Raw genomic sequence first — 13218 nt, 5'->3', positions numbered from 1 at the left:
CACCATCCCGGACTCCTTCGCCACATCGACCGCACACACCCGCTGCCAGACCTGCTCACTGTCGGCGTCCGGGATCTCCTCGACCCGCCTGCCACCCATCCCTCGTTCCCTTCCGTGCACCCGTGATCGACCAGGAGGCAGGCCGCCCGGGGGCCTCGGTCGGAAACCGAAAATCTGACCGGCGTGCTCGAAGCAACAATGCGTGACCCGTGAGGTCCGTGGCCCCGGCGCCAGACTTGCACACGGCCTCAAACGGACCAAGATCGATCGGCGTCGGCGGGCGACCTACCCACCATTTTCACGCCTGCGCGGCGTCCCGAAGAGACCGGGTGACTTGCACTTACGGCCCCGGGAATGTCCGACTCACGCGCTTTCCCGGGGCAGAACTGCAAGATCAACGAAAGTGCTCGTCGAGCCCGGGGACGCCCGTTTTCGTCGATCTGTGAGTGGGTTGTCAAGGGCTCCCGGCTCCCGGAACTCCCGCGCCCGCGTCGCCCCGAAGCCTCTGCGATCTTGGAGTTGTGGCACCTGATAAGTCGGGCTAACCGGGCATCTGAGGCGCCACAACTCCAAGATCGACGGGTGTGGCGGCGGCGGGGGCGGGGGTGGGGTGGGTCAGCGGGGGGCTATGGCGGGCCAAGGGAGGGTCAGGTAGCCGTGGCGCCAGGTGCGCGGGGTGTCCTGGATCGGCCAGCCTGACTCCTTCACCGCCTCGACCGTTCGCAACCAGCGCTGCCGCGGGCCGAACGGGGCGTAGCCGGCGGCCGAGCGCCACGCGTGTTCCAGCGCACCGATCAGGTCGTGGACGCCTTCACCCGGCACGTTGCGGTGGATCAGCGCCTTCGGCAGCCGCTCGGCGATCGTCGCCGGGCTCTCCAGCGTGGTCAGCTTCGCCGACAGGGTGAGCGTGCGCGGGCCGGTGGCGTCCACCAGCACCCAGGAGCCGAGTCGCCCCAGTTCGTCGCAGGTGCCCTCGACCAGCAGCCCGCCCGGCGCGAGACGGCCGGTGACGGTACGCCAGGCGTCGGCCACCTCGCTCTCGTCGTACTGGCGGAGCACGTTGAACGCCCGCACCAGCGCGGGGCGCAGCCCGGCCAGTTCGAAGCCGCCCCGGGCGAACGTCAGCCCGGGCGGGTCGGCGGCGGGCAGGGCGGCGGCGACGCGTACCGGATCGATCTCCAGGCCGACCACCCGCACGTCGGCGCGGACCCCGGCCGCGAGCCGGGCCCGCAGTTCGACGGGAGTGACGGGGGTGGCGCCGTAGCCCAGGTCGACCACGAGCGGGTCGGCGGCGGCGCGCAGCGCGTCGCCGCAGGTCTCGACGATCCAGTTGTCCACCCGCCGGAGCCGGTTGGGGTTCGTGGTGCCCCGGGTGGCCACGCCGAGCGGACGCTCCATCAGTGCCTCCGGGTCAGCGACTGCGGGGCTCGCAAAACCGGCTCACTCCTCGCGCTTCACGGCGTCCGGTGCACCTTGTGCTGCGCGGCCTGGGCCAGCGGGCGGACCACGAGCCGGTCGATGTTGACATGGTGCGGGCGGGTCGCGCACCAGGCGACGCAGTCGGCCACGTCGTCGGCGACGAGCGGTTCGGCGACTCCGGCGTAGACCGCCTCGGCCCGGTCGGCGTCACCGCCGAAGCGGACCAGGCCGAACTCCTCGGTCCGCACCATGCCGGGGTCGATCTCGATCACCCGGACCGGACGGCCGCACAGTTCGAGCCGGAGTGTGCCGGCGATCGCGGTCTGCGCGTGCTTGGCGGCCGTGTAGCCGCCGCCGCCCTCGTAGACCACGTGCCCGGCGGTGGAGCTGACGATCACGACCGTGCCGGCGCCGGAGCGCTCCAGCGCCGGGAGCAGCGCCTTGGTGACGCGCAGCGTGCCGAGCACGTTGACGTCGTACATCCATTGCCAGTCGCCCACGTCGGCCGTCTCGACCGGGTCCAGGCTGCGGGCGCCGCCGGCGTTGTTCACCAGCAGCGTGACCGGCCCGGGCGCGGCCTCGGCGGCGGAGGCCAGGCCGGCGACCGACTCGTCCGAGGTCACGTCGCAGGCCACCGCCGTCGCCGCGCCGCCGGCCCTCTCGATCTCGGCGACCAGCGCGGCCAGCCGCTCGGTACGCCGGGCGGCGGCGAGCACGTGAAATCCCTCGGCGGCGAGCCGGCGGGCGGTGGCCGCGCCGATCCCGCTGGACGCCCCGGTGACGATGGCGACTGAACTCATCCGGTCATTGTCCCCCGCCGCCGGGCCGGGCGGCGGGATGAGGTCCGTCACGCCCGGGACCCGGCGCAAAGCATTTCCGTACTCCGATGGGGAAGATGACATCCGGCACACGGGTTGACCGAGAAGCGCCGGTCGTGCGGGACGGCATCAACCGTGACAGAGGGAGCGGACGTGGCGGATTTGCACACCGGTGTCGGTCGTCAGCGAGGTGCCCTTCCGTGGCCCCGGCCCCGCCGTATCGCCACCCTGTCGGTGCACACGTCGCCGCTGCACCAGCCCGGCACGGGCGACGCGGGCGGCATGAACGTCTACATCCTGGAGGTGGCCCGGCGGCTGGCCGAGGCCGACGTCGAGGTGGAGATCTTCACCCGGGCCACCGCCGGTGACCTGCCCCCGGTGGTCGAGGTGGCGCCCGGCGTGTCCGTCCGGCACGTCACCGCCGGGCCGCTGGAAGGGCTGACCAAGGAGGAACTTCCCGGTCAGCTCTGCGCCTTCACCGCCGGGGTGCTGCGCGCCGAGGCGGCCCGCCCGCCCGGCCACTACGACCTGATCCACTCGCACTACTGGCTCTCCGGGCAGGTCGGCTGGCTGGCCAAGGAGCGCTGGGGCGTACCGCTGGTGCACACCGCGCACACGCTCGCCAAGGTCAAGAACGCCCGCCTGGCCGCCGGGGACCGGCCCGAGCCGAAGGCCCGGGTGATCGGTGAGGAGCAGGTGGTCACCGAGGCGGACCGGCTGGTCGCCAACACCCGGGTCGAGGCCCGCGACCTGCTCGACCGGTACGCGGCCGAGCCCGACCGGGTGGCGGTGGTGGAGCCCGGCGTCGACCTGGACCGGTTCCGTCCCGCCACGGGCGACCGGGACGCCGCGACCCGGGCCGCGCGCCGCCGGCTCGGCCTGCCGACGGACGGGTACGTGGTCGCGTTCGTCGGCCGGATCCAGCCGCTCAAGGCGCCGGACGTGCTGGTCCGCGCCGCCGCCGCGCTGCGCGAACGGGACCCGGCGCTGGCCGACGAGGTGACCGTGGTGATCTGCGGCGGGCCGAGCGGCACCGGCCTGGACCGGCCCACCGCGCTGATCGAGCTCGCGCACGCGCTCGGCATCGCCGACCGGGTGCGTTTCCTCCCGCCGCAGACCGGTGCGGACCTGCCTGCCCTCTACCGCGCCGCCGACCTGGTCGCGGTGCCGTCGCACAACGAGTCGTTCGGGCTGGTCGCGCTGGAGGCCCAGGCGTGCGGCACACCGGTGCTGGCTGCCGCCGTGGGCGGCCTGGTGACGGCGGTACGCGACGGCGTCAGCGGCGTGCTCATCGACGGGCACGACCCGGTCGACTGGGCGCGCGCGCTGGCCCGGCTGCTGCCCGACCGGGTACGCCGTGCCGCGCTGGGCCGGGGCGCCGAGCGGCACGCCCGGCACTTCTCCTGGCACCGCACCGCCTCCGGCCTGCTCGCGGTCTACGGGGAGGCGATCACCGAGCACCGGGCCCGGCTGGCGCGCCGGTGCGGCGACGCGGCCCTGCTGTGCTCGTGGTGATCCGCCACCGGGCGGCCCCGGTACGCCGGTCGTAGAGTGGGTGCGATGAGCCGCAGGAGTGAGGTCGCCACGCTGATCGAGTCCGTCTGCGCGGAGCGTGAGCTGGAGTGGGAGTCCACCGGCGAAGCGTCGTACGCGGTGACGCTGCCCGGCACGCACAAGCTCAAGACGATCTGCAACCTGATCGTGGGTGAGCACGCGCTGCGGATCGAGGCGTTCGTGATGCGCCAGCCCGACGAGCGCCGCGAGGAGCTGTGGGCCTGGCTGCTCCAGCGCAACGCCCGCATGTACGGCGTCTCGTTCTCCACCGACTCCGTCGGCGACGTCTACCTGACCGGGCGGGTCAACCTGGCCGGGATCGACGCCGACGAACTGGACCGGCTGCTCGGTTCCGTGTTGACGTACGCGGACGAGTCGTTCGACAGCATGCTGGAGATCGGCTTCGGCACCGCCATCCGCCGGGAGTGGGAGTGGCGGGTCAAGCGCGGCGAGTCGACCGCGAACCTGGCCGCGTTCGCGCACCTCTTCGAGCCCTCCGCCACTGCCGGATCGTCCGCCGGAGGTTCGGAGTCCTCCTGACGGGTATGCCGCCCCGCGCGGTGCGGAGCACTGGGACCCACCGCGGGCCGAGGACGGACTGTCGAGGAGCGTGTCCCATGGCTCAGCGCAACAGCTCAGGTCGCGGCACGACTGCGACCCGGACCAAGCGGCAACCCGGCAACCAGACGCCGAACACCCCGAGGGTGTCGGAGTCGGAGATCTCCCGGATGAAGGTCGACGACATCCGCAGCCAGCTCAAGCGCCGCGGGGTCTCCGGGATCTCCGCGCTGCGGAAGCCGGAACTGGTGAAGACCCTGGCGCGGACCATGCGCGGGGAGGGCGGCGCCCGGCGGAGCACCGGCCCGGCCGGACGGCCGTCGGCGACCCGCAAGAGCACCGCCGCCAAGAAGACCACCGCGGCGAAGCGGACCACGTCGGCCCGCCGGAGCGCCACGTCGCCGGCCAAGACCGCGCCGGCCGCACGCGCCACCGGCGCCAGGGCCAAGGCGACGGGTACGCGCAAGGCGGCACCCGCCCAGGCGAAGGCGACCTCGTCCCGCGCGAAGGCGGCACCGTCCCGCGCGAAGGCCGCCCCGTCCCGCGCGAAGGCCGCCCCGTCCCGCGCGAAGGCCGCCCCGTCCCGTGGCCCGGCGTCCAGCCGGTCGATCGGATCGTCGCAGCTCATCACGTCGCTCGCGGACCGGCCGGAGCGTCCGGGCCGGAGCCTGGTGACCCGTAACCACGAGGTGATCCAGCGCTGGGCGCGGGCGCGGGGCGCGAAGCCCGCCACCATCGCGGGTACCGAGCGCGGCGACCGGCCCGGAGTGCTGACGTTCAACATGCCCGGGTACCGGGAGAGCAGCCGGATCCGCGAGATCACCTGGGACGACTGGTTCCGCACGTTCGACCTGCGGCGGCTGAACCTGATCTACCAGGAGCAGCTGCGGGACGGCCGGCAGAGCAACTTCTTCCGGACCGAGAACCCGAATCGCGAGGACGGCTGAGGTTTACGGGAATGGACCCCGGGGATGCCGTGTTTGCCATTCCAGGGACACGGCACGGGCAGCCGGATCTCCGACACGGGCGCTGTGACGGGCGAGACAGCGATCTGGGTTGAATCCGGAATCCGGGCGAACTAACTTTATTACACCGCGTCACGCTTGTTTCCGTTCGGGGGAGCGGTGGATCGCTCAGATCCGCGCAGGCGAGATGCGAAGATCGGGTGGATCACGCCGTTGGGGGACGGTGCCGCCCGTGGAACCGGCGGCGCGAGCGGGCGACGCTTACGGGGGTGAGTGTCGCCCGCCGCCGCCGGGCGTACGGTCAGAGCGCCCATCTCGACGGGGGTCGGGGTGGGCGCTCTGCCGTTGTCTCGCCCGCTCAGCGGGCGGATCCGACCGGTACCGCCACCGCCCCCCGCAGCGCGGCGACCCGGCGCTCCCGGCGCGGCCCGGCGAGCAGGTGCCCGGCGGCGGCCAGCAGGCCGAGCGCGCCCACCACCAGCCAGTGCCGCTCGCCCAGGTGCTCCAGGCTGAGCCCGCCGAGCGCCGGCGCCACGAACGACGCGGCGGGGAACGTCAGGTAGAACACCGACTGGTAGCGGGCGCGCAGTTCGAGCGGCGCGAGGTCCGCGTTGATCTGCGCGTTCGGTGGCGCGGCGAGCATCTGCCCGACCGTCCAGACCACCGCCGCGCCGAGGTAGAGCGGCAACCCGTCGGCGACCGTGAGCGCGCCGAAGCCGAGCGCCATCAGGCCGGTGGAGACGGCCAGCACGCTCGATTTCCGGTACGGCTCGATGAGCCGGGGCACGAACAACTGCCCGGCCACGATGAGCGCCCCGCCGAGCGCCACCACCAGCCCGTACGCCGACGGGCGCAGACCGTCCTCGCGCATCGCCAGCGGCATGATCGTGGAGGTCTGCATGGTCAGCACGGCCAGCAGGAACGTCAGCCCGACGAACACCAGGAACGTGCGGTCGGTCAGCGCGGTGTGCAGCCCGGGGCGGCGTCCGGCCACCGCCCGAGGGGTGGGCGCGGGCCGCCGGGCGAGCGTCTCCGGCACCCGCAGCGCGATCACCACCGCCGCCGCCAGCGTGGCTGCGGCGTCGACCAGGAACAGCGCCGCGAAGCTCGCCTCGGCGAGGACGCCGGCCAGCAGCGACGCCACCGCCATGCCCAGGTTGAACGCCCAGAACTGAAGGTTGAACGCGCGGGAACGGCGAGCCTCGGGCACCACGTCCACGATGGCGGCCACGAACGCCGGGCTGGGCATCGAGTGCGCCACCCCGACCAGGGTGGCGAGTACGGCGATCGCCGCCAGGTGCGTGGTGAACGCCAGCGCCGCCATCAGCCCGGCGGCGACGAGGTGGGCGGCGAGCAGCGTGGCCCGCCGTCCCCACCGGTCGGCCAGGACGCCGCCGAGCAGCGTGCCGGCCGCGCCGCCGAGCCCGTACGCGCCGACCACCAGCCCGGCCAGTGACGGCGGGGCGCCCCGGGCGGCGGTCAGGTAGAGCGACAGGAACAGCAGCGCGAACGCGCCGGCCCGGTTGATCAGCAGGCCGGACCAGAGGTACCAGAAGGTGCCGGGCAGACCGCCGGCCGTGTCGTCCCACCAGCGCCGCAGGCCGCGCACACGTCCTCCAGGAAGGTTTCCTTACCGAATCCCCCGTACCGTAACCACCCGCCTCGGGGCGGTCGCGCCGGGGCGTACTCAGGAACCGGTCCGGACCGGGTCGGCGGGTGCGGTGGCCGCGGCCTCGGCCGCCTCGGGCGCCGGGGAGGTGGTGACGGTGACCGGCGCGACGGGCGTGCCCACCCCGCGCAGCACCACCGCGCGGCGCTCCCGGGCCGGGCCGGAGATCAGGTGGGCGACCGCCGCCACGACGCCGATGCCGGCGCAGCCGAGCCAGAGCGCGCTGTTTCCGGCGTGCTCGCGGACCAGGCCGCCGAGGATCGGCGCGGCGGCGCCGGCGAGCTGCCAGGACAGCGAGAAGACGCCCTGGTAGCGGCCTCGTAGCGCGGCCGGGGACAGCTCCGCGATGAGGGTTGCGTTGGACGGCGAGTTGAGCATCTCGCCGACGGTCCAGATCAGCACGGTCAGGCCGTAGAGCCAGACCGTGTCGGCGAACGCGGTGAGCCCGAACCCGGCGCCCATCACCAGCGCCGCGAGCGCCAGCACATGGGAGCGGCTGCGGCCCTTGATGAGCCGGGGTACGAACAACTGCCCGACCACGATGAGCACGCCGTTGAGCGCGATCACCGAGCCGTACGTGGCCGGGCTGAGCCCGGAGTCGCCCATGGCGATCGGCAGCATCGAGATGTGCTGGAGGAACACCAGCGCGGCGAGCAGGTTGAGCGCGACGAAGCCGAGGAACACCCGGTCGGCCAGGATGGTGCGCAGCGCGCCGGCCGGAGCCGGCATTCCCTTGACCGGGAGTGCGGTGACCGGGCCGCGGGTCTCGCCGACCTTGGCGAAGATGATCAGCGCGGTCACCAGCGTGGTGGTCGCGTTCACCAGGAACAGCAGCAGGTAGCTGCCCTGGGCGGCGAAGCCGGCGAGTACGGCCGCGCAGGCGAAGCCGAGGTTGATGGCCCAGTAGTTGAGCGAGAAGGCGCGCAGCCGGTCCTTGTCCGGCACCACGTCGACCATCATCGCGCCGAAGGCGGGACGGGCCGCCTCGGCGAACGCGCCGAGCAGCAGCGCGCCCACGGCGACCGCCCAGAGCGGACGGGCGAGGCCCAGCGCGACCATCATGCCCGCCGCGCCGATGTGCGCGGTGAGCAGCGTGGGCCGCCGTCCCCAGCGGTCGGTCAGGGTGCCGCCGATGGTGGTGCCGACCGCGCCGCCGGCACCCCAGAGGCCGATCACCAGCCCGGCCTGCGAGGCGGAGAAGCCGCGTTCCTGGGTGAGGTAGATGGCCAGGAAGACCAGGACGAACGAGCCGAGCCGGTTGATCAGCGTACCGGCCCAGAGGTACCAGAACGTCCGTGGCAGGCCACCCGCCGTGTCCTGGAACCAGCCCCGCACCGTCCGCATCCCGACGCCCCCTGTTTGGTAATGACCGGCCTCATTAAGACGCCTTACAACCTAGTGTCGGGCCCGAGCCCTGGTCATCAGGTTTTCCACGTGGTGGTCGTCACCACAGGTCGCCGCGTGTCCGTCGGCGGCGTACGGCAGGATGATCGGCATGACTGCGAGCGAGGGGCCCACCGTCGGGACGCTGGTCCTGCTGCGGCACGGCGAGAGCGACTGGAACGCCAAGAACCTGTTCACCGGCTGGGTCGACGTCGACCTGACCGCCAAGGGGGAGACCGAGGCGCGGCGCGGCGGCGAACTGCTGCGCGAGCACGGCCTGCTGCCTGACGTGCTGCACACGAGCCTGCTGCGCCGGGCGATCCGCACCGCCGAGCTGGCGCTCGACGCCGCCGACCGGCACTGGATCGCGGTGCGCCGGTCGTGGCGGCTCAACGAGCGCCACTACGGCGCCCTGCAGGGCAAGAACAAGAAGCAGACACTCGACGAGTACGGCGAGGAGCAGTTCATGCTCTGGCGCCGGTCGTACGACACGCCGCCGCCGCCGATCGACGACGCGGACGAGTGGTCGCAGGTCGGCGACCCCCGGTACGCGCTGCTGCCGACCGAGCTGATGCCGCGCACCGAGTGCCTCAAGGACGTCGTCGACCGGATGCTGCCCTACTGGTACGACTCGATCGTGCCGGACATCCTGGCCGGCCGGACGGTCCTGGTGGCCGCGCACGGCAACTCGCTGCGCGCCCTGGTCAAGCACCTCGACCAGATCTCCGACGAGTCGATCGCCAAGCTGAACATCCCCACCGGCATCCCGCTGCGCTACGACCTGGACGCCGACCTGCGTCCGCAGGTGCTCGGCGGGACCTACCTGGACCCGGAGGCGGCCAAGGACGCCGCCGCCGCGGTCGCCAACCAGGGCCGCTGACCTGGTGCAAGGAAGGGCCCCCTATTAACGTCTGCGGTAGAGGAAGGGCCCCTTATTAACACTGAGTGTTAATAAGGGGCCCTTCCTTGCGCGGGGGCCGGGGTCAGCCGGACGTGGAACCGGTGATCAGGTAGACCACGTGCTCGCCCGCGTTCACCGCGTGGTCGGCGAAACGCTCGTAGAAGCGACCCAGCAGCGTCGCGTCGATCGCCGTCTCCACCCCGTACGGCCAGTCGTCGCCGAGCAGCACCCCGAACAGGCTCTTGTGCCTGTCGTCCATCGCGTCGTCGTCGCCGTCCAGCTCGGCGGCCACGGCGGCGTCGGGCTTGGCCAGCACCGAGCCGATCTTCTCGGCCATCCGGTCGGCGATACCCGCCATGTCGGTGAAGACCGGCCGCAGCTCCGCCGGCACCGCCGGAGACGGGTGGCGGCGCAGCGCCGTCTTCGCCACGTGGTCGGCCAGGTCGCCCATCCGCTCCAGATCGGCGGCCACGTGCAACGCGGTGATCATCGCGCGCAGGTCGGAGGCCACCGGCGCCTGCCGGGCCAGCAGGTCACAGACCCGCTCCTCCACGTGCCGGTAGAGGTCGTCGATCTCGGCGTCCCGCGCGATCACCGTCTCGGCGGCCGTCCGGTCGGCGGTGAGCAGCGCCTTGGTGGCCTGCCGCATGGCCGCGCGTACCGCCTCGGCCATGTCCACCAGCAACTGGCTGACAATCTGCAGGTCGGCCCGGAACTCGTCGCGCATCGTCACTTCCTGGGGTCGGTGGCCGCCACCCTCGGGGTACGGCAGGAGCAGGTGCGCGCCCCACGCTAGGCCGAACGGCCGGCACCAGGGTGAACGCGGATGAACGACGCAGGGCCCGCAGGTGAACTTTGCCGAAAGCGAGAGTGGTTCGTCCCCCTGTGCCCGATCCCGGGGTTAACAATGACCCTACGATCGCCGGGTGGAATGGGCGGTGGCCATCGTGGTGGCCGGGGCGCTGGTGACCGGGTTGGTCGCCGGGGCGCTGCTGTCCGGACCCGTTGACGAATGGCGGCGCCGCCGGGCGTCGCGGGGCGGCGGACTCCTCCGTCGTGACGCAGGGAGGACGACGATTCCGGACGACCAGCAGGGGGGCCTATCCGGGCTCGGCCGCAAGACGATCGACTCGCTACGCGCCGGCGTGGTGGTGCTCGGCGCGGACGACGTGCCGGTGCTGGTGAACCCGGCCGCCCGCGCGATGGGCCTGCTCCGTACCGGGGCGACGCCCGGGTCGATCGCGGCGCACCCGTTGATCCGTACCCTCGCCGGGCAGGTCCGCCGCACGGGCGTGCGGCGCGAGATAGAGCTGGACCTGCCCCGGGGTCGCGACGGCAGCGGGGATAACCCGCTCGGCGTGCACCTGCGGGCGATGGGACTGGGCTCCGGCTACGTCTCGATCGAGGCGGTCGACGTCACCGAGTCGCACCGTCTCGCGCGGGTACGCCGGGACTTCGTCGCCAACGTCAGCCACGAGCTGAAGACGCCGATCGGCGCGCTGCAACTGCTCGCCGAGGCGCTCGTCGACGCCACCGAGCCGGCCGCCGGTGGCACGCCCGACCTGTCCGAGGACCTGGTCGCCGCGCGGCGGTTCGCCGAGCGGATCCAGCACGAGTCGACCCGGCTCGGCCGCCTGGTGCAGGAGCTGCTGGAACTGACCCGCCTCCAGGGCGCCGAACCGCAGCCCGCCCCCGAACCCGTCTCGGTGGACTGGGTGCTCGCCGAGGTCGTCGACCGGACCCGCACCGCCGCCACCGCCCGCCGGGTGGAGATCGCCGTCGGCGGGCAGCGGGGCGTCACCGTGTACGGCAGCGACAGCCAGCTCGCCACCGCGGTGGCGAACCTGGTGGAGAACGCGATCAACTACTCTGCCGAGGACACCACGGTCCGGGTGAACGTGACCGGCACCGACGAACACGTCGAGATCGCCGTGACGGACCAGGGCATCGGCATCGCCCCCAACGAGGTCGACCGGATCTTCGAGCGCTTCTACCGGGCCGACCAGGCCCGCTCCCGGGCGACCGGCGGCACCGGGTTGGGCCTGGCCATCGTCAAGCACATCGCCAGCAACCATGGCGGCCGGGTGGACGTGTCGAGCACCCTTGGTGGGGGGTCGACGTTCACCCTCCGGCTGCCCGCACGCCCCCCGGACGACCTGGAGACGACACTCGCCTCCGCTGGGATCGAGGCCGGCCCGGCCGAGCTCCGGCAGGTCTGACCACAGGAAAGGAAACACCCGTTGAGCCGCGTACTGGTGGTCGAGGACGAGGAGTCGTTCTCCGACGCCCTGTCCTACATGCTCCGCAAGGAGGGGTTCGAGGTCTCCGTCGCCGCGACGGGCCTCGCCGCCCTCACCGAGTTCGACCGGACCGGCGCCGACATCGTGCTGCTCGACCTGATGCTGCCGGAGATGTCCGGCACCGAGGTCTGCCGGCAGCTCCGCCAGCGCTCGCACGTGCCGATCATCATGGTCACCGCGCGGGACAGCGAGATCGACAAGGTGGTCGGCCTGGAGATCGGCGCCGACGACTACGTGACCAAGCCGTACTCGCCGCGGGAACTGGTCGCCCGCATCCGGGCGGTGCTGCGCCGGCAGAGCGCCGAGGCGAACGAGACGGGCGCACCGACGCTCGCCGCCGGCCCGGTCCGGATGGACATCGAACGGCACGTGGTGACAGTCGGCGGGGCCGGGGTGCAGCTTCCGCTCAAGGAGTTCGAGCTGCTGGAGCTGCTGCTGCGCAACGCCGGGCGGGTGCTCACCCGGGGGCAGCTGATCGACCGGGTCTGGGGCGCCGACTACGTGGGCGACACCAAGACGCTGGACGTCCACGTGAAGCGGCTTCGCTCCAAGATCGAGCCGGAGCCGTCCGCGCCGCGCTACATCGTCACGGTCCGTGGCCTGGGCTACAAGTTCGAGCCCTGATCCACAGCCCACCCTCGCCGATCTTGGACCTGTGGCGCCACGACATGTCCGGGTTCGGCGGTCCCTCCCTCTCCGGGCGCCCGCGATCTTGACTTCCGTGCCCCGCAACCCACGCGAACGGGACACCCGGAGGGCCGGATCTGCAAGGTCGCGTGGCCGGGCCCGCGGTGCCCCGCCCTCGCCCGGCTGGCCGGCCCCCGCGGGCGTCGATCATGAAGTGGGCGGCAATCGGTGTCCGTTTTGTCGCCGTCAACCTCATGATCGACCCGGTGGTGGGCGTCCCCGGGGGCAGCGTGTGCTGGGGAGGGCTGGTGTGAGGGGTTTGTCGGGGTTCGGGGGTGGTGGGTGGCGCTGTGGGGGTGGAATCGGTGGCGGGTCGGGGGCGTTGTGACCGGGTGAACGACCGAGCAGCCTGGCGCCCCCTGATTGCGGGGCGGTCGCCGCGAGGGCCCGGGGAATGATCCCGGGTGGCGGGTCGTTGACGATGGCTCCGACGAGGTGAAGCCCCGCGCCGCGCCCCCTGGTGGGCGTGTGGCGTCCCCGGGAATGATGCCGGGTGGCTGGTCGTTGGACATGCTTCCGGCGCCGCGCAGAAGGCCCCTCGGGCCCTCGCGGACGGACCGGATCCCCCAAGACTTCGAGCGCCTGACGGTGCCCGCGCATCCCGTCCCCCGGGGATGCGTCGACCCCCGAATGGAGCATTTCTGATGAATACGATTCTGCGGAAGAGCGTGCTGGGTATCGCTGGTCTGGCTTTCACCGGTGGCGTGTTCGCCGGCCCGGTGGCCGCCCACGCGGCGGACACCACGCACGCCGCCAAGCCGGTGGCCGTGACGGTGCAGGGTGACAAGCTGATCCCGCATGGTGTGCAGGGTGAGCAGTCGCGGATCGAGCTGGGCGACGAGCAGACCGCGAACGTGAAGGCGATCATCGCGGCGACGAAGAAGGCCGGGATGGACGAGCGTGCCGCGGTGGTGTCGATCGCGACGGCGTTGCAGGAGTCGAAGCTGGAGAACCTCGGTCACCT

General features: G+C 72.5%; 11 protein-coding genes and 1 pseudogene. 7 read left to right on the top strand and 5 right to left on the bottom strand.

From position 1 onward, the window contains the following. Positions 1 to 615 precede the first annotated feature (615 nt). Both GA0070215_RS27375 and GA0070215_RS27370 read right to left on the bottom strand, forming a co-directional pair. A complete protein-coding gene (locus GA0070215_RS27375) occupies positions 616 to 1398 on the bottom strand; it encodes an SAM-dependent methyltransferase (protein WP_091051668.1) in 783 nt (260 codons plus the stop codon). Between the two features lie 56 nt (positions 1399 to 1454). Continuing rightward, positions 1455 to 2219 carry an SDR family oxidoreductase gene (locus GA0070215_RS27370; RefSeq protein WP_091051663.1) on the bottom strand — a complete coding sequence of 255 codons (765 nt, stop codon included), beginning with the start codon at positions 2217 to 2219 and terminating at the stop codon, positions 1455 to 1457. A 171-nt stretch (positions 2220 to 2390) separates the two neighbouring features. Between GA0070215_RS27370 and mshA the strand changes: the two genes are divergently transcribed. From mshA to GA0070215_RS27355, 3 genes are all read left to right on the top strand, one after another. Then, positions 2391 to 3752, top strand: coding sequence for a D-inositol-3-phosphate glycosyltransferase (gene mshA / locus GA0070215_RS27365; protein WP_091051649.1), 1362 nt, complete (start codon positions 2391 to 2393; stop codon positions 3750 to 3752). Between the two features lie 45 nt (positions 3753 to 3797). Further along, on the top strand, positions 3798 to 4331 hold the full coding sequence (locus tag GA0070215_RS27360; protein ID WP_018789210.1) for a type III secretion system chaperone family protein: 534 nt from the start codon (positions 3798 to 3800) through the stop codon (positions 4329 to 4331). 77 nt (positions 4332 to 4408) lie between these two features. After that, positions 4409 to 5296 (top strand): hypothetical protein, encoded by an 888-nt coding sequence (locus GA0070215_RS27355; protein ID WP_091051644.1) that lies wholly within the window; start codon positions 4409 to 4411, stop codon positions 5294 to 5296. Positions 5297 to 5672: 376 nt separating this feature from the next. On the opposite strand, the gene GA0070215_RS27350 is transcribed toward GA0070215_RS27355, so the two are convergent. Together GA0070215_RS27350 and GA0070215_RS27345 are read right to left on the bottom strand one after the other, a co-directional pair. Further along, positions 5673 to 6923, bottom strand: a complete 1251-nt coding sequence (locus GA0070215_RS27350; RefSeq protein ID WP_091051641.1) for an MFS transporter — start codon at positions 6921 to 6923, stop codon at positions 5673 to 5675. 78 nt (positions 6924 to 7001) lie between these two features. Then, complete coding sequence (locus GA0070215_RS27345; protein WP_091051639.1) at positions 7002 to 8327, bottom strand: MDR family MFS transporter; 1326 nt, start codon at positions 8325 to 8327, stop codon at positions 7002 to 7004. Between the two features lie 151 nt (positions 8328 to 8478). Between GA0070215_RS27345 and GA0070215_RS27340 the strand changes: the two genes are divergently transcribed. Then, the gene (locus GA0070215_RS27340; protein ID WP_018789205.1) at positions 8479 to 9246 is read left to right on the top strand and encodes a phosphoglyceromutase; all 768 of its coding nucleotides are present in this window, start codon (positions 8479 to 8481) and stop codon (positions 9244 to 9246) included. Between the two features lie 103 nt (positions 9247 to 9349). On the opposite strand, the gene phoU is transcribed toward GA0070215_RS27340, so the two are convergent. Next, complete coding sequence (gene phoU, locus GA0070215_RS27335) at positions 9350 to 9994, bottom strand: phosphate signaling complex protein PhoU (protein ID WP_091051671.1); 645 nt, start codon at positions 9992 to 9994, stop codon at positions 9350 to 9352. Positions 9995 to 10193: 199 nt separating this feature from the next. Here phoU and GA0070215_RS27330 point away from each other — a divergent pair, with 199 nt between their 5' ends. The 3 genes and pseudogenes from GA0070215_RS27330 to GA0070215_RS27320 all read left to right on the top strand — a co-directional run. Then, the gene (locus GA0070215_RS27330; protein ID WP_018789203.1) at positions 10194 to 11486 is read left to right on the top strand and encodes a sensor histidine kinase; all 1293 of its coding nucleotides are present in this window, start codon (positions 10194 to 10196) and stop codon (positions 11484 to 11486) included. A gap of 21 nt (positions 11487 to 11507) precedes the next feature. Continuing rightward, positions 11508 to 12191: a response regulator transcription factor gene (locus tag GA0070215_RS27325; protein ID WP_018789202.1), complete on the top strand. Its 684-nt coding sequence runs from the start codon at positions 11508 to 11510 to the stop codon at positions 12189 to 12191. Between the two features lie 707 nt (positions 12192 to 12898). Next, a pseudogene (locus GA0070215_RS27320) lies at positions 12899 to 13218 on the top strand (hypothetical protein); the annotation flags it as partial.

It is taken from the genome of Micromonospora marina (assembly GCF_900091565.1).
In the GTDB taxonomy this organism is placed as follows: Bacteria; Actinomycetota; Actinomycetes; order Mycobacteriales; family Micromonosporaceae; genus Micromonospora; species Micromonospora marina.
Note: the sequence above shows the minus strand (reverse complement) of the source record. Positions and strands in the feature narration are given on the sequence as shown.